A 19,704-nucleotide genomic window follows, 5' to 3' on the forward strand; every position below is an offset into this window, starting at 1 on the left:
CCCGGACCCGTTAGAGCGGGACTTAGCGAGGAAACGTCAAAAGGAGAACGCGATGAGATTTGCCCTAGCTCTATCCACGACGCTGCTGGCGATTGCGCCGGGCTTTGCGATTGCCCAAAACATGACGCCCGCAGACGAAGGCGCAGCGCCCGGCGTTGGCGTCGTTGCTCCCCAGGAACCTACTACCTCGGGAGAGCCGACCGACATGAAGGGGACGCAGTCAATGGCGCCGTCAAGCGGAAATGCCCCCTCTGGGGAGCCAGACTCGGGGATGGGACGCGGCCAAAAGTGATGCTTCGACATACATAAAAGATAGCCCCCCAAAGGGGCTATTTTTGACCGACGGCATAATAATGTGGCGGACGACCCGTAACTTACTCGCGGAGGCTTTATTGAGGCGTCGCGTCCGCGCGATCATCTGCCGCGTGGTGCCGGAGTTCGCACCTTCCTCGGTTCTCCCGACTCATGCGCGCGGAAAGCGCCACAAGCCGGGCAAAACAACCACACAATCAGCGGTTCTGCAGCGGCTACCTATTTAAACGTGATCGATTGAACCGAACTTCGATGCATTGGTTCACTGAGCAAGGGGTTAGGCCCCGAGAGCTTAACAATCTATCGAAAGGAAACGAACCATGAGACGGATCATCCCGCTTTTGACGAGCGCCGTCGTTCTAGCGACTGCATATAACGCACCCGCCTTTTCGCAAGGCGCCCCGCAAACTGTGACCCTGATGAGGGTCGACCCGGCGTCGCTGGCGACCGGCTATCGAACTTCCAAAGTCGTTGGCAGCAATGTTTACAACGAAGCGAATGAGAAGGTGGGAACGATCGACGATCTGATCGTTACCCCTAGCGAGAGAGTTCCTTTTGCGGTGCTATCGGTCGGCGGATTCCTCGGAATGGGATCGAAATATGTAGTTGTACCGTTCAGCTCATTGCGGGTGCAGGACAAGCAGATGATGCTCCCTGGCGCTACCAAAGACTCGCTCAAGAGCCTCCCGATTTCAAATATAACAGCTGAATCGAGCGGCCCGCGAGCCCGGCCCTAACGCCGGGCTCCTTATTCGTTGCTGGCGGCGATGATGGGACATTCATCGTGATGATCCAGCGATGACATTACGCGCCATCCGCAGGCGGTAGGCATCCTAACCTACGACATAAAGGACGGTTGTTATGACCGAGACCGGGAAGACAGTTGAAGATCGCGTGCGAGAACGCGCTCATGCCTTGTGGGAAAAGCACGGCCGAGCGCATGGCCGCGCGGATGAGCACTGGCGTCAAGCTCGATCGGAAGCGGAGGCTGAAGAGAGCGAGCCCGGCAATGACGATCTTGAATTTCTGGCCAGGAAAACGGCAAGGCCTGCTAGATCATCGTCGCCCTAGCGTCGGACCAAATCTGGTCTTTCTTCAATCGCGATCCCAGAGCGCCCATCGTAGCCAGCCATTCGGCGCAAAACTGAAGGAATAGCGAAAAGAAGCGATACTCAAACCAAACCCGCGCGATGAAATGATTTCGCATGCGATTGTCCTTTTCACAGCGATACAATTCATGCGTCGTTAGACTGTTCCGTTTTGCGAGCTGCTGCTCACAGCGCGTTTTCGTGATCGACATGATGGAGACGTGATCGCGACGTTTTTTGACGCGGCTTGCGTCTAAAACGCGGTCGCCGCAATGCCTGTCGCGTTCAGCTTGCATGCCTCGCGCTGCTAAGAGTTCCTTCGACACCCGCCGCGTGGACGCGTGAAACCGATAAAGCGAAGATAGCTCCCGGCATGCGGGCGCCAAGAGCTCGTCGCATCTTAGGATTGCGGCGTGAGGATCTTTTCCGCGTCCGGCCTAATTATTTTCTTCGATCATGAGGTTATCGCGCCAAAGCGGTATGGATGACCCTCTCCGGGGCCGCAAACGAGGGATGTCGCGGCGCTGAGGCGGTGTGCTTGTTTTCGTCGGAACTGCTTGAACGTTGGATCGTTAGCGGACCGCTGTTTCCGACGCTTCGCTGCGCCAAACAAGGACGCTTCTTATGGCTGATTTCAATCCCCCGTCGACGCTGAAGATCGGCGGAAATCCCATCCATCCCATGCTCGCACCGTTTCCTATCGTTTGCTTTATGGGAGCCTTCGTCACTGACCTAATATATTGGCATACCGCTGCTGTAATGTGGGAGACGTTCTCTGTATGGCTATTGACTGCCGGTCTGATCATGGCCGGCTTTGCGGCGATCGCCGGCTTGATCGACTTCATAAGCAGCGAAAGAATACGCGCCTTGAAGCCGGCGTGGCCTCATCTGCTCGGCAACGCGCTTGCTCTGGTCCTTTCTTTGATCAACGTCTTCGTCCACAGCCGCGACGGTTACACCGCGGTTGTCCCGACAGGCCTGATTCTTTCCGGTCTCGTTGTCGTCATCCTGCTTTTCAATGGTTGGACGGGCTGGTCCATGGTCTATCGCCACCGCGTCGGGGTGGCCAATTGATGCGCGCTTTCCGATTTACGGATTCAACGATCCGCGTGGCTCATCTTGCCCTTCTTTGCGTCGCCATTTCTGGTTTGGCCCTCGCCGGCTGCGATGACAAGGGCGGCGATCCGAAATCTCAGATCGGCGCCAATCCGCTGCTGCCCGATCCGCAGCAATATCTCCTGCCGCCGATGAACATCGCGAAGGTGGCGAGTTGGGGCAAGAATGAGACGCCAACGGTTGCGCAGAGCCTTCAGATCCGCGCCTTGGCGACTGGGCTTCAGCATCCTCGGTCGCTCTACGTCCTTCCAAACGGCGATGTATTGGTGGTTGAGAGCAGTGGCCCCAAAGCGCCAATCAACCGACCCAAGGACTTGATAATGGGGTGGGTGCAATCGTTCGCTGGGGCCGGCGCCAAGGGCGGCAACCGCATCACTTTGTTACGCGATGTGGGAGATGACGGCGTTGCAAAGACGCGGACCATCTTTCTGGACAATCTTAACTCGCCATTTGGCGTCGCCTTGGTTGGCGGCGACCTTTATGTCGCAAACACCGACGCCATCGTCCGCTATCCCTACACGGAGGGCGAAACCAGGATCACGGCCGCCGGAACCAAAGTTACCGATCTGCCCGGCGGCCCTATCGACCACCATTGGACCAAGAGCCTGCTGGCGAGCCTCGATGGGTCTAAACTCTATGTTGGGGTCGGCTCAAACAGCAACATTGCCGAAAATGGCATGGAGGCCGAGGTCGAGCGCGCCGCCATTTGGGAGGTCGACCGCATGTCGGGCGCTCACCGCATCTTTGCCAGCGGGTTGCGCAATCCGACCGGTCTGCAATGGGAGCCGCAAACCGGCGCTCTCTGGGCGGTCGCGAATGAACGCGACGAGCTCGGGCCGGATCTGGTTCCAGATTATTTAACCTCGGTGCGCGACGGCGGCTTTTACGGCTGGCCCTACAGCTATTACGGGCAACATTTGGACCCACGGGTCGAGCCGCAACGGCCTGATTTGGTCGCTAGCGCAATTGTTCCAGACTATGCGTTGAGCTCCCACGTCGCTCCACTGGGGATGGCTTTCTACACTGGCGCAAACCTTCCTCCGGCCTACCGCGGCGGCGTCTTCGTGGGCGAGCACGGGAGCTGGGATCGAAGTCCGCTCACCGGCTACAAAGTCGTGTTCGTGCCATTCAGCGGCGGCAAGCCAAGCGGACCGGCGGAAGACGTCGTCACAGGGTTCCTCAACGCGGAGAATCAAGCGCGCGGCCGGCCGGTGGGTTTGGCCGTGGACCGTAATGGCGGATTGCTTATCGCCGACGACCTTGGGAACGCCGTGTGGCGAGTGACGGCGTCCGCGCAGTAAAAGGCAGGCCTTTGTGTTAGACGACGCGCTTTCCGCATGGCTTTCATTGGCGCTCGGGGAGGAGAGATAGTCTTCGCGGATAGGAGACGAAGCGACAAAGACGCTTTCGATCGTCGGCGGCACGCTGCCAGCCTAGGCTCTACCCCGGCGGCAACTGAAATAGGGGCAAACGGCGGAAGGCGCCAAAATGGCATAAGATGTTGATTTTTATTGGCGCAATGGCGGAGAGGGAGTCCGCCGAATTAGCGTTCAAGGCAGTTCAAGGTCGTGTACGTTGTCCTCTATGGATCAGCTAGTTACGAGATAATCTGTCTTCCTTCGTCCAGCTTAGTTTGCTACAATCGACTTTCGAGATTGGGGCCAGAGTTGGGGCCGGAGAAAACTATGGCTAGGAAGTTACACAAGCTTACGGCGGCAACGGTTAAGGCGTTGAAGAGGCCCGGAAGGCACGGCGATGGCGCGGGCTTGTATTTGCACATCGACGCCGGCGGCCGGCGCCGCTGGATCTTCCTCGCGATTCGCGGCAGCAAGCGGGGTGGAAAACGGCAGGAAATGCGGCGGGAAATGGGCCTTGGGGGCTACCCGGCCGTCACGCTCGCCGACGCGCGTGCCAAGGCCGACGAAGCGCGCAAGCTCGTCGCCGCGGGCGTCGATCCGATTGAAGCGCGGCGCGAGGCCGGAAAGCCTGAGGCCGGGAAGCCGACGTTCGGCGAGTACGCTGATAAATTCGTTGAAGCCAAGTCAGCTGAGTGGCGCAACGACAAGCATCGCGCTCAATGGAAAATGACGCTCGAAAAATATGCCGCACCCCTGCGCCCGCAGCCCGTTGGCGAAATAGACACGGCTGCGGTGCTGACGGTCTTGCAGCCCATTTGGGGGAGCAGGCCGGAAACAGCGTCGCGATTGCGCGGCCGGATCGAATCTGTTCTCGATGCGGCAAAGGCGGAGGGTCATCGATCGGGAGAGAATCCCGCGCGCTGGAAAGGGCACCTCGACAAGCTCTTGGCGAAGCGTCAGCAGCTCACTCGCGGACATCACGCGGCCCTGCTGTACTCTGACGTACCGAAGTTCATTAGCGATCTCCGCGCGATGAACGCGATGGCTGCAAAGGCCCTCGAGTTCCTGATTCTGACCGCAGCGCGGTCGGGCGAAGTGCTCGGCGCTCGATGGGATGAAATAGACCTTGAGGCCAAAGTTTGGACGGTTCCGGCGACACGGATGAAAGCCGGGCGCGGACATCGCGTTCCGCTATCCGGCCGCGCGGTCGAGATCCTTGAAGAACTCGCCGACGGCAAAACAAGCGATTTCATCTTTCCCGGACAGCGAGCCGGGCGCCCGCTCTCCAACATGAGTATGGAAATGGCTCTGCGTCGCATGAAAATGGACGCGACTACGCATGGCTTTCGAAGCAGCTTCCGGGATTGGGCGGGCGAAGAGACGCATTTTCCACGCGAGGTCGCCGAGGCAGCGTTGGCTCATGTCATCGGCGATAAGGCCGAGCAGGCCTATCGGCGCGGGGATGCTCTGGAAAAGCGCCGCGGGTTGATGGAGGCCTGGGCCATGTTTTGCGAGCCCAAGGCGGCTGCGAATGTGACGCCAATGGCGCGCGGTGCCGACTGAATTCACGAACGCGCGGGGATAGGCTGGCCGGCCGACAAGCGAGATAGTCCACTTGCTTCCCCGCGTTCCCAGGACACTCGCTAGGACACGCGATGAACGACGATCCCGCCTCGGTTGGGGCCTCCGAAGAATGGGTTCCGCTTGATGAAGGCGTCCGTATGATCGCCCGCCTTTCGACCCGTGAAGTGCTACGTCGCCCCGGCGGCGTGCCGCCACAGGCGATGGTCGACCTTATTGAGTCCTTGCGGCAAGGGCTCATCGCTAGCCGGGGCGAGCGACACGAAACCAGGGAGATGGAGATTATCTCGGCCCATGATTGGCAAGAATACGAATCTGACTGGTCCTCCGTCAGTCATCGCGACTTGCGTTATCGCGGTCGACGTCTACCCGTATTCGAATCCATCGAGGTCGACGCTATTGGCATAAGGCGCCTATTCACGCCGGTGTCCGACAAAGCGCCCAAATCGAAAAATAAAGGTGGCAGGCCGCCCGCCGTCAATTGGGAGATGGTGAAGTCCGAAACTTTTCGATTGATGGACGAGAACGGCGATTTCACTCCGGATGACAGGAAGTGGAACGCGCAGGCCCGGCTTGAACAAGATCTGGAAAGCTTTTGCGAAGAAAAGCTTGGCGTTGTTGTCGCGATGTCCGGCATTCAGCAGCGCATTCCGGCATGGCTCGATGAATGGCGCATAAAAAAACAGTCGTACCCAGAAACCTAGTTGTTGGGCGTTTCTGGGCGTTTCCGGGTGCGCCGGCGGTGTCTGAGGGCGAATCTCGTGGTCGTTCATAACCGACCACGAAAGATGCCCTCAAATGCACCCCCAGACCACGACAACCGACAGTTCGACGTCGGCCGCCGCGCAAGGCGATCGCGTCGCGAACATTCTGCCCCTCAGCCACGGCGGCGCTTACACCGTCTTTGATGCCGCCAAGCTCATCGGGGTCTCGCGATCCTCGATCTTTAATCTGATCGCCGCGAAGAAGCTACGGACACTGAGAATTGCGGGACGCCGGCTGATCCCGGCCGACGCAATTCGCGCCCTAATTTCGGGAGGCGAATGATGCGGCGCCCAAACGAAAACCCCGCCGTTAGCGAGACGGCGGGGCTCGGAAATGTTGCTCACGACCAAGCGATCAACACCCGAGATATAGCATCGCCGCAAGCCTCTTTCAACGGTCCCTCGAAGATCGACCTGGCGAAGTGCGACCTCCTTCGCGATTTCGTGGTCGAGTCGCTCTCGATTGCGGCGCACTACGCCGACACCGCGATGACCTTCGCCTCGATCGGCGACGACGCCCTCCTTGAGCAATCGATGCGCGGATATACGCAATTCGCGCGAGCCGCGGCAAAGGCGGCGCGCGAGGTCGTTGATATCCGCAGAGGAGCTCGGCCATGAGCGCGCAAGCTATGATTCTCGGAGTCATATTCCGGGGGCCTGAGCGGAAAATCGGCAAGAGTGGCAAGCACTATGTGGATGCCACAGCGCGCGTTCGTGATGGCGCCGAGGGCACGCAATTCTGGCGCATTAGGTCTTTTAGCGAGAGCGCGTGCGCGGACCTGATGCGGCTCCGCGAGGGCGATTCGCTCAGCGCGCAGGGCAGTCTGCAGGTTGAGATTTATCAGAAAGCCGGCGAGCCGAAGCTTTCATATAGCATGGTAGCTGATGCCATCCTGCCCTTGCGGGCGCCACGCAAGGATCGCAAGCCGGTGGCCGATCGGAAGGGCCCGTCACCCGCACAGACGGCGCAGCAAACTCTTGCGAAATCGCACCAGCGGCCGATCAGCGTCGCCGAATTCGATGACACCACTCCGCCTTGGGAAGCTTGATCCGATGAACGAGCATCCGCGCCGGCCCGCGGCCATCCCCAACGATCCGCATCTGCATCGCATTTCGAAGAAGAACCCGTAATCATGGACCGCCAAACGCCACCTGAACCGCCGCGCGACGAAAACTATGAGGCGAGCCTGGCCGCCCTGGATTCCGGATATGGTGATGGCGAGAGCGAGATCAGCAATGTCGTTTCGTTCGAACCTGGGAAGCCAGCCGCGGCGAAAAAGAAGTCGAGACCCAAGCCTGTAGACGCGACGGATCAAGCGACACCCGATAGCGTCGTCATTGGCGGCGCGGAAAAGCGGATTACAACATTGGCGCAGCTCAACGAGCGCTACGCGTTGCTAGAAGCGCCGGGATCGGCCCCGGCCTATGTCGAGCGCAGTACGGGGCACCCGCTGCAAGACATCTGCCTTAAGCGCAAACTTGCTCCTGAGGTTGTCATCACGGGCAGGAAGGACAATCGCCCGTTTTATGCGTCTGCCTATAATTTTTGGACTGGCCATGCTCGTCGACATGTTTATAGGCGGATCGCTTTCACCAGCAAGGAAGTTCCCGGCGATACCCTGAACCTATGCAGGGGCCTTGGCGTCACACCGAAGGCTGGGCCGGTTGACCTTATTCTCACTCATATTCGGGAGGTCATTTGCGCTGGGGACGTCCGGGCTACCGACTATATGATCAAGCTTCTTGCATGGCAGATCCAAAACATCGGCCGGCCCTCAAAGATCATCGTTGCCCTAAAGACCAAAAAACAGCAGGCCGGCAAGGGTTTGTTGCTTGAGCAGATCATGCTGAGAATTTATGGCCCGAGCGGCGTCATGCCGGCCACTGCTGACCAAGTTCTCGGCCGGTTTAATGATGCGCTGCGCGGCGCATCTTACATCTTCTTGGACGAGGTCCTCTTCGCCGGCGATCGCCGCGCGGCGGATCAAGTCAAAAAGCTCTCGACGGGCAGCGTCATCGGGATCGAGACTAAAGGTGTCCCCATCGTCCAATGCCCTATCGGCGTCAATTTCTGGCTGGCGAGCAACCATGACAATGCGGCCCATATCGAAGAGGGCGATGCCCGGCACTGGGTTTTGAACGTGAGCGAGCATCGGATCGGCGACGCCGCATATTTTTCGAAACTGAGCCACCAGATCGAGAACGGCGGCCGAGAGGCGTTCGCTCATCATCTTCTGACACTCGACGTCGCCGGCTTCGTACCGTGGCGCGACATCGAGATCGACACCGCGGCGCGCAGCGACATGATCCGGGAAAGCATCAACCCGCATGATGCCCGCAAGTGGATTGAAGCTTGCTGCGCCGTAGAGCAGATCATTGGCACGAAAGATCTCTCAACGGGAAGCTGCACCCCCTGGGTCGACGGAGAGGCGTATAGCTTCGCCGAGCTGGCGGCCGCATATTCCGTGTGGGTCAAAGACCAGCGGTCAGCCCGCGGCGCCCAGCCTACGCCGCTGCATAGGCTCGGGGAAGTTCTGACCGCAGCCGGGTTCGGAACGAAAAAGACTAAAACCTGCAACTTGCGCGTTTTGCCCAAGACGGATGCCTGCATAGCGCTTCTATGGCGCCGTCCGAAGGATGGAAGCTGATTTTCTCCTTCCAGCCTCTCCCTCCATGCCTCCAGCATTGATTTTAAACGGTTTTCTCTTCGGGTGGAAGCATGGAGGCAAAAACAGACGAAACGCTACAAATATTGCGCGCGGCGTTTTCAACGATCCGATTTGCAGCGATTTGCCGATTCTGCTTCCAGTGCTTCCACCCAAGCGATTTTCGCAGCGACATCAACGGCATAGCCAAAATATTCCTGCTTCCATCCTCCCTCCATTCTCCTTCCATCTGCTTCCAGGAATAAATAGAGAGATAAGGAGTGGTGAGCCTCAAACTTCGGCGTTTAGCGCAAAATCCGTGTCGAAATACTCGCCGCCCAAACCATTGAAAAACGCAGGAAAATCCACGCGCACACGCGCAACGGCCAAATTGCAGCCAAACACGATAGGGCAAAATCCCAACCGACAAGCGGGATCGACGACCCAAGGCTCAAAGTTCGGGAGTAGTGCAAACCCGGAGAGTCTGATGCCTTGGGCGCACGCGGGACAGCTCCCAGCATTTCAGCAGCGGCCGGATCGTAAGGGGCATTCGAGAAAGGCTATTGCAACGCTTGTGCTCATCTTGGATCAGCGGCACATCGCACGCCCAACCCTCGTTAGCGGATACCTATTCCGCCGCACTCTCCTCTAGGATCAAGCGGTTTGAGGCATCGGCCCCAATCTCTGGCCCCAATTGCTCAGCCGGTAGGATCTCCTCGCCGCGCGGATCTCCAGTCGTCGCCGGCGCGCGCATTTGGAAAGGGCTCCCCCGAGGTCGTGAATTTGGCGCGATCGCCTGATGAGGGGGGTACCCGGAAAAACCAAGTCTAGGCAGTAAGCTCCAGGCTCAGCCGCGCACCTTACGCCTCAAAATCACGACAACCCAAATTTTTTCCTATGCCCGGCGAACATTTCGACAGACCGCAGGATGGCCTGGCGTCGAGCCTGCCCGGCAAGCCCAGGTCGTCCGAGACATCGCCGAGAACAAATCATCCGGTCTCGATGCCGAAGTGAAGCGCGACGCGGCGAATTGTTTGCAGTCGCCCAGACCGACAGGCAGGAGAAAGAAATACCACTAGCGGAACGGCCAAAATCGGTTAGCTTGGCAGTGTTGTAAAAGTGCCGGTATGCGTAAATAACACAAGCTTAAAGGGGACGCCGATGGCCGCAGTTATTTCCCTGTTCAATCACAAAGGTGGAGTGAGTAAAACTACCACAACTTTTAATCTCGGGTGGGCGCTGGCTGATCGCGGGAAAAGAGTATTGATAGTCGACGGTGATCCGCAATGTAATTTGACTGGAACCGTCTTAGGTTTCGACGGTGTAAATGACTTCAGTTCTTTTTACAAATCTCATCCAAACGGTAACATAAGCGACTGCCTAAATCCAATATTCAAGGCAACTGGAGCTCCGTTAGATCCAGCAGATATCACTGAGACAACAAATAAGAACCTGTTTCTGCTAGCCGGCAATATTGAGTTGGCTGAAAATGAGACGCAGATCGCTGTTGCTCTGTCGACAAGCGCGGCGATCCCGGCGCTGCAAAACATTCCAGGCGCTGTTGGTGCGCTGCTGAGAAAGACAGCAGATAAAAATAGGATAGATTTGATAATCATTGACATGAGCCCGAGTGTCGGCGCTCTTAATCAATGCTTTCTAATGGGAAGTGACTATTTCATTGTTCCGATATCCCCTGATTATTATTGCAATCAAGCGATTTCATCTTTATCTCGTGTATTGCCCCGTTGGAACGACGAGGTAAATAGGTTTAGGGATAAGTCATTATTGTATCCGTTTCCGAATCATCCACCACAGTTTTGTGGAACAATTTCGCAAAGATATCGACCGCGTTCTGGCGCGCCGGCATTTTCATTTCAGCAGTGGATCGATGTTATTAAGCAAACCGTTCTCAAAGAGTTTGTGCCAGTGCTGGCCTCAAATAATATGGCAATATCTGAAAGCCAATTCAGAGCATCTTCTCCAGGAGACACGCCGTATAACCTCGCAAATATCGCAGATTTCAATTCATTGATAGCTCAATCCCAGAAGCACAGTACACCAGTATTTGCGCTTTCAGATTCACAGATAGAGCAGGGAGGAATAATTCTCCAGACAATGAAGGCAAGCAGGGACGAGTTTGCAAAATCATTTGTCGCTCTCGCTAAGTGCGTGGAGTCTCTGACCGGGATTTAAATTCGCATCGGCGATGCAATTCGAGACACACAGACTCGGCACCTGAGGACCCGACGCTTGCCGCGCCGGGTTTTTTCGTTTTGGAAGGCACAAAAACGCCTGGCATCCGATCTCAAAGCGGCTCCGCCTTTACTTCGCGGCTGAAATATGCTAGCGAAGGCTGGTCGCTACGTTATGAGGATCGAACACGATGTCTCTTCCCCCCGGCCATATTCCGCCGCCCGGCTATAAAATCGTGTCCCCCGAACCGATTGCGGAGGTGGATGTTCTTGGTGCGCCGATCGTCAAGTATGATTTCGCGTTGCCGGCCGGCTGGGACGCTGCGAGCCCCGCTGACAAGCGCGCCTATCAGCTCAAGCAGCAAAAGCAGGCGATGCAATCGCGCGAGCGGGCGGCCGACGCTGCGTTTATTCCGCCGGCGGGTTGGGACAAGGCGAGCCCTGAAGCGCGGCTGACCTATCGTCGCCAGTGGGATCGCGACCAGGCGGCGCAGAAGCGCTAATGCCCCGACGCATCGTCTCACGGCAGCAGAAAGAAGCCTGGCTCGATCGGGGGACGCCGTACCGCTATTTCGATGAGGTGGAGACGTGCATTGTCCCCACGCCGATGGGCGGCGAAATGCTGGCGCCGGCTGGTGAAGTGACGCCGGCCGTCACGATCAAATGGCCGGTCTTAGACACGGATTGTAGCTTCAAGGGCCCAAGCCTTGGCCATGGGGAAAGTCGGCCCGCCTATCGTTCGCGGACTCTTCCTGTGGGCCGCCGGCGTGACGCATAAGGAATGGATCGATGGCATCCGACGAAAAGGTCAAAGCATATTACCGAGATCCGGCCGCAGGAACGAGCGAGCTGGTCCACATGGACCCGTTTGATTACCGCGACGCGAAAAAGAAATGGCCGGATCAGTGGTCGCTCGATCCGTTTGTGGGCCTAAAGCAAATCACAGCGCATCGGCATTTTGGAGAGGTTTATGGCTACGCTGAGCAGGCCGAACCTGGCGGCGCATACATTCTCAAGCATGCAGACGGTCGTGCCCAGCAAATCGATCCTCGAACAGGCGCGGCTGTTGGCCCGAAAGTGGCAGCGCCGATCCCGCCGATTGCCGCGGAGGCGCCGCGAAGAGATTCGGAAGGAGTGCGTCCGGGAAAGGCCACGGGCGCAAGGCCTTCGATATCGAATTGGGACACGTTCATTGGGCCCGAGGACGGCTTCGCGAACTAATTCAGAAGCCGCCCTTGGCTATTCACTTCTTGCCAACTGGCTTGTGGCAAGCCGGCGCACATGGCGCAGGGCGATTATTCGCGGTCGTCATGATCTGCTTGACAGCCTCGGTATTGGCGGTTGTGAGGGCAGTTTTCAGCGCAGGTGTTAGAGCCGGCGTGGGTGCCTGGTACTTGGTCATTTGAAGCTCCTAGGGGTGTAGGGTGATCTGATCGCGGTTCTATTTCTTAGTCGTGTAACAGTTCGGGGCGCCACCAAACATTCGCCGCGAACGCTCGGCTTGATCTGTCAGGGGGTGGTCGATATGAGGCCAAATGTTTGCTTCCAACTGCGCCAGGTGTTCCTCCTGCTCGAGACGATAGCGCACTTCGTCGGAGGCGATTGTTTCGTGTTTCGACGTAACTGAATTGGGTTTCATGGTCATCATTTTTTCCTTTGGTTGCGATTGCTAATGCGGCAAACTTTGTCGGAACGGATGGCCCCGCAAACTAACTGACGCGAGAGTCCACCGTCGACACGGCGATCGTGGCCCGCTTGGCTTTCTCCGCCGCATTCCGCCGGGCTAATCTGCGGCGATACATATCGAAGGATTCGCGCTCTCGCGATCCCATTCGCATGCGGCGCGCTTCGATATCATCGGCCAGCTTCTTTGCCCTTGCTTCAGCCCATGCTTCAGCCCTTGCAGCGGCGGCCGCTGCCCTCTTTTCTTTCTTCGCGTCCTCCTTTGCTTTTCGCTCCTCGGGAGTCATTTGCAGGGCGTCCCAAACCTTGCGGCGGCGGGCGATATCGGAGGGCGCGGTGTAGGCGATGACTCGCTGCGTTGCGGGATATGGCAGGCATTTCACGACCTGAAATTTTAGGCCAAGCGCCGGTAGCAGTGAATCGAGAGAAAGAGGCCCCAAACCTTTCATACCGGCCTCGATCTTTGCCAAATAGCCCTGCTGCAAACCTGCGATTTCCTCGATTTCCAAGCTGACCAAGCCGAGCTCTTTGCGACGATCTCTAATCGCGCAAACGATGCCCCTGTACGAATCGACAATATCCGCTCCATCGTCCACATCTGGCGTGAGATCGTTCATTGATCGGGTCTCCTTGTCCTGATCACAAATCCGGGCGTAATCGGTTTTGGGCGTGGGGCGACTCCGTCCAAAGAGAGGGGAAGGATATCATCGAAGGTCGGCCGCGGGCGGTTGCGCTGCCAATCTTCGATGGCGTTGTTGAATGCAACGATGAATGCCGGGCTCTTTTTCAGGGCTCGAGCGGCGTGGCGCGTATATCCGACAAAGCGCGCGGCGTCATAGATGGTGTAGGGCGTCCCGCTTGGATCAGACGGCGATCCATTGATCATCAGGTCGATCATCCGCAGCATTCGGCGATTGATCTTGATGTGATCGTCGGCGACCATCTTCCGAATCTCGGCTTCGCGATCCGGCAATTTCCAGTAATCGGTCAGGTTGTCGCTCATGGCGTTAAAGTGATCCTGTTCCGGCCGGAATTGAATTAATGAAGCTGTTCTGTTGGCGCATCGCCGTGAAATCGGCATTTGCCTTCGCCTGCGCCCTCGCGGGATCGGCGACCCATCGATATGCGTTGCCGCTCGGCGCAGTCAGCACGCTCCTGCGGGCATCATTGCCCTGCACGACAACGCGATAGGACGGCGGTTTGCCAGAGCCCATTTCCGCCTGCGTCTGCTGATCCGGAACAAGAGCATAAGGGGCGCGCTGCAATTGCAACTGCGTTTCGCGCTCTTGTGTGCTCTGGACGATCATTTGATGCACGTCATCAGCGAGTTGGCTCTTGATCCAAGACTTGTCGCCATTTATTTCCGGAAGCGCTGGGCTGCGCTCGGGCGGATAGGCCATGACCCTGCCGCCGTTGGCGTCTGACATTCCCCATTTCAGGCCGACGCGCTCCATGGCATATCTGTCCGCGGCGCCGGCGTCCGACGTTTTCGCGAACTGGTCGCGATAGGCCTTAGTATAATCATCAAGCAATGAGCCTATGATGTAACCTGGGGCTTCCCCTTCAGGCGTGTAATCTGAGCCGAAGGGGTTCCAGCGCTGCCAGAACGACGCGAATTTGTTGACGATATCCCGGCCAGTGACGTTTTTTAGGCTTTCGTCGGCCTGATCACGCAAGGCTTCCTTGGCCTTGATCGTGCCTGGGTCATTCGCCGTCATCGCGTCTTTGGCGATCTTGTCTGGCGGGTCGAAGCTGATTTTATCCTGCCATGCGCGCAAGTCGCTCAGAGCTTCTTTGCCGAACGTTCCGTCGAACGTCATCGGGTTTTGCCGCTGCACCTGGTCCATGAACGAATAGGCGCTCGACATTTTCACCGGATCGCCGGACTTTGCCATGCCGAGAATGCCGTTCTTAACCTCTGGCGTGTTGAGCGTTGCCTGCATCTGATCAGGTGGGAGCTGGCCCACGCTTCGAAGGAACGCAGCGGAAGCCTGAGGTGGACCCATGGCGAGGCCGGTTTTCACAGCGTCCGTCTCATTCGGGAAGACGGCCGATAGCGACGCGCCGGGCTGGCGCGCGGCAATCGCCGAGACGACTTGCGACCGTGCGGCGATACCCGAAGCGATCGAATCGGGCTGGCTGAAATCAAGCGGCGCTGGCGCCTGCGGAACCCAATGCTTCGCCGCCGCTGTCCCGCCGGGATCATTCTTCAGCGCGGTTTGGCCCTGGGTGAAGAATTCCTGCGCGTGCTGTGCGACGAGGCCCTGATAGATTGAGCCGCCCTGTGCCTGCGCCTTGGCCTGATCCATGAAAGGTTGACCGCCGCCGCCCATCGCCGCGTCCGCGACGCTCTGACCTTGAACGGTCGACATTATATTCTGGCGCTGATCGGCGAACTTGGCGTTGCCTTCAGTAAGCTGGGCATAGTTGGCGATGACCGTCGGCGAGGGGACGATTCCATTTTGAAGCGAGCGCTCGATCGACGCGCCAAGCGTGGTCGCCATGGTTTCCTGATTGCCTTGATCACGGGCGATCTTCTGAACCCAGGTCGATAGCAAGAACGGGTTGGCGTCCATTTGCTGCTTGGTAAAGGGAACGCCGTTGACACTCGCCTGCGCGCCGCCGCTAAGCCTCCCGGTCACATCGGCGACGTATGAGGAAGTGGTTTTGCCGTTGCCGTCCACCGCGTCGCGGATATATGGCGTCGGGCTTCCCGCCGGCGCGACATTCCCCGGTCCGGAGAAATACGCCACGGCCACGCGCGCTGGATCGCCATTATAGCGAGTGTAATAGTCCTTCAAAATCCGTCGATTAACTGCAAGATTGTCAGCCGGATTGTTGATATTTTCGCCAGGGTTCGAATATTGAGCGAAAGTCGCCGGCGTGATCTGGCCGGGGCCTTTGGCGCCATCGACGCTAGTTCCGACACTGGGATTGCTGCCGGACTCCTGCTTGATGATGGCGCCCTGCACCTGATCCAGTGACACGCCCGCGCCGACACCCTGAGCTGCTGAGGCCTGCCCCGGCGATAGGGTATTCGTCACAGCATGGAAGCCGTAGACCTGATGCAGAGATTGGATTTGCGCGGCTGTCGTCGTGTCGCCAAGATCCCTCGACTTCTTTATCGCTGCCTCATAGACGTCATCGGGGATCTTTGCGCCTGACTTTGCTGCCTTGTCCAGTGCATCCAAATTCTGCTTGTTCGCAGCAACCTCAGTCGCATTCTGGCCTTGTAAATATTGGATGCGCGCTTCGCCTTGGGCGATCAGCTGCGTCCGCTGGGCATCGGTTGCGCCGGGCAGTTTATCTATCGAATCATGCAGATCCTTTTGCGCGCCGAGGACACCGTCTGACGAAAAGGCCGCATCCATATGGCCGACGATCGCCTCGCCGGTCAGCTGCAAATTCGAGGTCGACCGCATATTGTCGACGACCGCTTTGGGCATGTTGAAGAGCGGATTTGCCTGGAGCGAGTCATAATAGGAATTGAGCTGTGCGGCCTTCTGCACAAATTCCGGGGTACCTGTCCCGCCCTGGCGTGCGAGCTGGCCTAGTTCATTCTGTGACGCCTCGATCTGTGCCTGGATGCTCGACTTAGCGTCTGCGACATCTGAGCTCGCCTTAGCATTGACCAGGCCGTCATAGTGCTGCGTCGCCATCTGCTCGGCGTTCGCAACGAGGGTATTGGCGATCTGATCGTCGCCATATTGAGCGCGCAGATGATCGATATATCCATTCGCTGCGGTCTTGAAGGCAACCGGATCGCCAGCGTGCTGGACCCGCAGATCGTTCATATCTTGGGTGGTCCGATTCTGCCCGTTTGCAATCGCGCCGGCGATGACCACGTGCTCATATTCGTCGCCGGCACGGCCGAGGATAAAGCTTGTTTCCGGCGTCTGGATTTGGATCTGTCCGTTCGCGTCGCGGCTGACTGACCTGGCGGCCTTCGCTACAGCTTGCTCGCCGGCCTGCTGGGCCAAGGGAATGGCGACATCTTCCAGTCCTTGCCCGAGCTGTTCAGCGCCCTGCGCAACGAAGTCAGCCGAGCGCGCCACATCGCCGCCGGACACGCGCGAGGTCGGATCTTCTGCAGTGATCATGCCTTGCTGGGGAATATTTACGAGAGCCATTGGGCTTTTGCTCCGGTCGCTTCATGAGTCGTTCGAACGTAAACTCATGCTCGGCCGGGCAGCCGACGCCCTCAACGCACCGGGTGCGTAGCGCCGCTTTAACGGGTCACGAACTCGGCTGACGCCATCGACCTGGGTAAGAGCCGCGTTCTTTTCGACCGCCGGCTCGGGCTCCGTGTTATCGTCGGCCTGTTCCGACTCCGCCGCTTCATCAGAGGCCTTCGCGCTCTTTGGCAAACACACTCCCGGTCGTCCGCCGTTGGTGAACTCAACGCCAGCCGCCTCAAGAGCAGACATGAGCTTATGCAGCGTCTCTGGATCGCCGCCCGACTTCTCGGTCTCGAAATTTGTGATCGTATTTCGGTGAACACCAGACCGATCCGAAAGCTCGCGAACGCTCCAGTTCAATAATCCTCGCGCCGCTCGCATCTGTGCGCTTGTCACATGCTTAATCATATGCTAATTCCACAGTGTGCAAATTACACAGTAGGCGATTAGCATACATCCCTTACAGGAGCAACCACAATGCCGAACTGTACAGTTCCGGCGGCCGATGCCGCTTGGACAAAAATTAACGATGTGACCGCCAATTTAAACGGCGTGAGAGATCTGATCGCGGCGGCAATGATCGTCTGCGACAACAGCAGCAGCCGTGAAGGCGATTATGCCTATTCCGTTCTCTCGGCCGCTTCCAATCAGATAGCCACCGCAGTCGCAGAACTCGGCAAGCTCCTCAAGGCAGTTCCGGAGGCCGCGGCCGTGGCCACGAGGACGGCCGAGGAACAAGCCGACGCTCTGAATACCCAAGACACCTTGAGCGAAGCGGCAACTCTGGTCGAAGGGGTTTGGATGGCAGCCACCGCGCTGCAGAGAGACCAGGCGAATACCATTCAAACAATTGCCGCCGCCGCCAAGGCGAAGATCATCGAGGCGGCCTCGGATCTCGCGAAATTCAATCCGGCCCGAGGGAGGGCAGCATGAACGCGCGCAACCTCTCACTTTTGCAGACCGCAAATCTCATAGTCCGGGCCCGGTACCACACCCTCGTTCTCAGGGCTTCCTGCGTGCTCCGCGCTGGTATGATCTCGCCCCACAACCTGACCTTGCGCCAGATCATCGGAATCCGGTTTGGGTGGTGGTATATCGGCCAGATTAAACGAATGTTGGGCGAGGCTGACCGGCGGCCATCCGAGCAGCTAGCTCTGGCGAGTTTGCCCGCGCGCATGGTTCGGCGGCGTCTCATCGCGCTTCATATGCGGTTACTCAACTTTGCGATGAAGCAGATGGACGTGACGTGATCACCGCCTGATTGGGTCACTCAGGCAGCTTTCTCGGCCTGCCCGGCTTCCTGCGGACGTTCAATAGATAGTCCCTTTCTGGCCCGTCTAGCATCGGCCTGGGACCGTCGAGGTTCCAGTGCTTATCGAAGAACTTCTTGACAGCATATTTGTATCTTCTGCCGACAACGAAATCCATTTTCGGCATGCCCTTGCGCTCGTAGTAGAGCGAGAATTGCTTCCAATCCTTCGCATATTTCCGGCCTAGGATCGCGATTGCGAGGTCCTCCTCGGTCGGAAAGAGCGGCAGCGACTCGAATGGAATGTATTTCGGTTCGGTCATATTTGCCCAATCCCAGTTCGCTCGCGGAAGGCCCGCAAGCCCATCACCAGGGCGGCAAATTATCATCGAAGTCGGCCGGCCGGTACACGGCTTTGCTCGCGCCGCCGTCTTCAACCGTCCATGGTTGACCGTGGCGAGCTAGATTTAAGATTGGGGCCAGAGTTGGGGCCGACCGGTCACTACGACCAGAATCAGCTTATAAAACAGCTACTTACGCTGTATAACTGGCGGAGACGGAGGGATTCGAACCCTCGATAGGGCTTTACAACCCTATAACGGTTTAGCAAACCGCCGCCTTCAGCCTCTCGGCCACGTCTCCGTGCATGCGGAACGGCGCATTGGCTGCGATCCCTCCCGGATGATCTTGGACATATGCCCGAGCCCCGGCGCGAAGGCAAGACCCCTGGGCGAAGGGAATTTTAGAGCCGCTGAAGCTTAAGTCGCCACAAAGTCATATCCGGCAACGGAAGGTTGAAATGCGAACTAAAACTGTTCTCCTGGGGCGAATCCTAGGGCGTCCAGTTTTGAGCATGAGGGGACCGACCCCGGCGATAGCCGGGATCGGGGCTCCCACATCGTCGCTGTTTGCCGGCGCGCGGATCTAACGCGGACGTCCACTCTCTCTCTAGCGGTCGCCGAGGCTGCCGCCCGAATCCGCCAGCGCCGCTCCGACTTCAAGGCCGAGATCATCCATTGTGGTTTCTTCGACCACATTTATTTCCTCGCCTGCCGCCTGCCGTTCGGCCTCGGCCGCCGAACGGGCGACGTTGACGGTGATGTTCGCGGTGATTTCCGGATGGAGATGCACGGGAACCGCATGCAGCCCAATCGACTTGATCGGCGTCGTCAGAACGACCTGATTGCGAGTGGCGCTGAACCCGCCTGCGGTGATCGCTTCGGCGATGTCGCGCGGCGAGACGGAACCATAGAGGTGACCCGTTTCACCGGCTTGGCGAATGACGACGAAGCTCTGCCCATTGAGCTTTTCCGCGACTGCGGCGGCTTCATTCTTCGATTCTAGATTGCGCGTCTCGAGTTGGGCGCGCTGACCTTCAAATCGAGCCTTGTTCGCTTCGGTCGCGCGCAGGGCCTTGCCGCCGGCCAAAAGAAAATTGCGGGCGTAACCATCCTTGACGCGGACCGTTTCGCCCATCTGGCCAAGTTTGGCGACGCGTTCGAGCAAAATCACTTCCATCATATTATCCTTTGAGTCGT

22 protein-coding genes and 1 tRNA gene are annotated in these 19,704 nt (G+C 58.0%); 16 read left to right on the top strand and 7 right to left on the bottom strand.

What is annotated here, in order from left to right:
* The first annotated feature begins 52 nt into the window (after positions 1 to 52).
* The 14 genes from WDN46_10685 to WDN46_10750 all read left to right on the top strand — a co-directional run bounded on the left by WDN46_10685 (position 53) and on the right by WDN46_10750 (position 12,277).
* Positions 53 to 292 (top strand): hypothetical protein, encoded by a 240-nt coding sequence (locus tag WDN46_10685; protein ID MEJ0093881.1) that lies wholly within the window; start codon positions 53 to 55, stop codon positions 290 to 292.
* A 340-nt stretch (positions 293 to 632) separates the two neighbouring features.
* Positions 633 to 1,049: a PRC-barrel domain-containing protein gene (locus WDN46_10690; GenBank protein ID MEJ0093882.1), complete on the top strand. Its 417-nt coding sequence runs from the start codon at positions 633 to 635 to the stop codon at positions 1,047 to 1,049.
* Positions 1,050 to 2,024: 975 nt separating this feature from the next.
* Positions 2,025 to 2,474, top strand: coding sequence for a DUF2231 domain-containing protein (locus WDN46_10695; GenBank protein MEJ0093883.1), 450 nt, complete (start codon positions 2,025 to 2,027; stop codon positions 2,472 to 2,474).
* Positions 2,474 to 3,817 (top strand): sorbosone dehydrogenase family protein, encoded by a 1,344-nt coding sequence (locus WDN46_10700; GenBank protein MEJ0093884.1) that lies wholly within the window; start codon positions 2,474 to 2,476, stop codon positions 3,815 to 3,817. The genes WDN46_10695 and WDN46_10700 overlap by 1 nt, the downstream gene beginning before the upstream one ends.
* Positions 3,818 to 4,201: 384 nt before the next feature.
* On the top strand, positions 4,202 to 5,437 hold the full coding sequence (locus WDN46_10705; GenBank protein ID MEJ0093885.1) for an integrase arm-type DNA-binding domain-containing protein: 1,236 nt from the start codon (positions 4,202 to 4,204) through the stop codon (positions 5,435 to 5,437).
* A gap of 92 nt (positions 5,438 to 5,529) precedes the next feature.
* Complete coding sequence (locus tag WDN46_10710; protein ID MEJ0093886.1) at positions 5,530 to 6,159, top strand: hypothetical protein; 630 nt, start codon at positions 5,530 to 5,532, stop codon at positions 6,157 to 6,159.
* A gap of 94 nt (positions 6,160 to 6,253) precedes the next feature.
* Positions 6,254 to 6,502, top strand: a complete 249-nt coding sequence (locus WDN46_10715) for a helix-turn-helix domain-containing protein (protein MEJ0093887.1) — start codon at positions 6,254 to 6,256, stop codon at positions 6,500 to 6,502.
* The gene (locus tag WDN46_10720; protein MEJ0093888.1) at positions 6,499 to 6,837 is read left to right on the top strand and encodes a hypothetical protein; all 339 of its coding nucleotides are present in this window, start codon (positions 6,499 to 6,501) and stop codon (positions 6,835 to 6,837) included. Before WDN46_10715 ends, WDN46_10720 begins: the two co-directional genes overlap by 4 nt.
* On the top strand, positions 6,834 to 7,268 hold the full coding sequence (locus tag WDN46_10725) for a single-stranded DNA-binding protein (protein MEJ0093889.1): 435 nt from the start codon (positions 6,834 to 6,836) through the stop codon (positions 7,266 to 7,268). Before WDN46_10720 ends, WDN46_10725 begins: the two co-directional genes overlap by 4 nt.
* An 84-nt stretch (positions 7,269 to 7,352) precedes the next feature.
* Positions 7,353 to 8,867 (top strand): primase-helicase family protein, encoded by a 1,515-nt coding sequence (locus WDN46_10730; protein ID MEJ0093890.1) that lies wholly within the window; start codon positions 7,353 to 7,355, stop codon positions 8,865 to 8,867.
* Positions 8,868 to 10,025: 1,158 nt separating this feature from the next.
* Complete coding sequence (locus tag WDN46_10735; GenBank protein MEJ0093891.1) at positions 10,026 to 11,057, top strand: AAA family ATPase; 1,032 nt, start codon at positions 10,026 to 10,028, stop codon at positions 11,055 to 11,057.
* Between the two features lie 190 nt (positions 11,058 to 11,247).
* Positions 11,248 to 11,559: a hypothetical protein gene (locus WDN46_10740; GenBank protein MEJ0093892.1), complete on the top strand. Its 312-nt coding sequence runs from the start codon at positions 11,248 to 11,250 to the stop codon at positions 11,557 to 11,559.
* On the top strand, positions 11,559 to 11,834 hold the full coding sequence (locus WDN46_10745; protein ID MEJ0093893.1) for a hypothetical protein: 276 nt from the start codon (positions 11,559 to 11,561) through the stop codon (positions 11,832 to 11,834). The genes WDN46_10740 and WDN46_10745 overlap by 1 nt, the downstream gene beginning before the upstream one ends.
* An 11-nt stretch (positions 11,835 to 11,845) precedes the next feature.
* Positions 11,846 to 12,277 carry a hypothetical protein gene (locus WDN46_10750; protein ID MEJ0093894.1) on the top strand — a complete coding sequence of 144 codons (432 nt, stop codon included), beginning with the start codon at positions 11,846 to 11,848 and terminating at the stop codon, positions 12,275 to 12,277.
* Positions 12,278 to 12,765: 488 nt separating this feature from the next.
* Here WDN46_10750 and WDN46_10755 read toward each other — a convergent pair whose 3' ends face one another.
* From WDN46_10755 to WDN46_10770, 4 genes are read right to left on the bottom strand one after another with little or no spacing between them, the layout of a single operon-like run.
* Complete coding sequence (locus WDN46_10755) at positions 12,766 to 13,356, bottom strand: hypothetical protein (GenBank protein MEJ0093895.1); 591 nt, start codon at positions 13,354 to 13,356, stop codon at positions 12,766 to 12,768.
* Positions 13,353 to 13,742, bottom strand: coding sequence for a hypothetical protein (locus WDN46_10760; protein ID MEJ0093896.1), 390 nt, complete (start codon positions 13,740 to 13,742; stop codon positions 13,353 to 13,355). The genes WDN46_10755 and WDN46_10760 overlap by 4 nt, the downstream gene beginning before the upstream one ends.
* Positions 13,743 to 13,746: 4 nt before the next feature.
* Positions 13,747 to 16,869 (bottom strand): lytic transglycosylase domain-containing protein, encoded by a 3,123-nt coding sequence (locus WDN46_10765; GenBank protein MEJ0093897.1) that lies wholly within the window; start codon positions 16,867 to 16,869, stop codon positions 13,747 to 13,749.
* 21 nt (positions 16,870 to 16,890) lie between these two features.
* A complete protein-coding gene (locus tag WDN46_10770) occupies positions 16,891 to 17,325 on the bottom strand; it encodes a helix-turn-helix transcriptional regulator (protein ID MEJ0093898.1) in 435 nt (144 codons plus the stop codon).
* A gap of 168 nt (positions 17,326 to 17,493) precedes the next feature.
* Between WDN46_10770 and WDN46_10775 the strand changes: the two genes are divergently transcribed.
* Positions 17,494 to 17,850, top strand: coding sequence for a hypothetical protein (locus tag WDN46_10775; GenBank protein MEJ0093899.1), 357 nt, complete (start codon positions 17,494 to 17,496; stop codon positions 17,848 to 17,850).
* Positions 17,847 to 18,167, top strand: a complete 321-nt coding sequence (locus tag WDN46_10780; protein MEJ0093900.1) for a hypothetical protein — start codon at positions 17,847 to 17,849, stop codon at positions 18,165 to 18,167. Before WDN46_10775 ends, WDN46_10780 begins: the two co-directional genes overlap by 4 nt.
* Positions 18,168 to 18,183: 16 nt before the next feature.
* Here WDN46_10780 and WDN46_10785 read toward each other — a convergent pair whose 3' ends face one another.
* The 3 genes from WDN46_10785 to rplI all read right to left on the bottom strand — a co-directional run bounded on the left by WDN46_10785 (position 18,184) and on the right by rplI (position 19,684).
* Complete coding sequence (locus WDN46_10785) at positions 18,184 to 18,489, bottom strand: hypothetical protein (GenBank protein MEJ0093901.1); 306 nt, start codon at positions 18,487 to 18,489, stop codon at positions 18,184 to 18,186.
* 225 nt (positions 18,490 to 18,714) lie between these two features.
* Positions 18,715 to 18,808 (bottom strand) — tRNA-Ser (locus tag WDN46_10790).
* 306 nt (positions 18,809 to 19,114) lie between these two features.
* Positions 19,115 to 19,684: a 50S ribosomal protein L9 gene (gene rplI / locus WDN46_10795; protein ID MEJ0093902.1), complete on the bottom strand. Its 570-nt coding sequence runs from the start codon at positions 19,682 to 19,684 to the stop codon at positions 19,115 to 19,117.
* Between the last annotated feature and the right edge of the window lie 20 nt (positions 19,685 to 19,704).

Source organism: Methylocella sp., assembly GCA_037200525.1.
Taxonomy (GTDB): domain Bacteria; phylum Pseudomonadota; class Alphaproteobacteria; order Rhizobiales; family Beijerinckiaceae; genus Methylocapsa.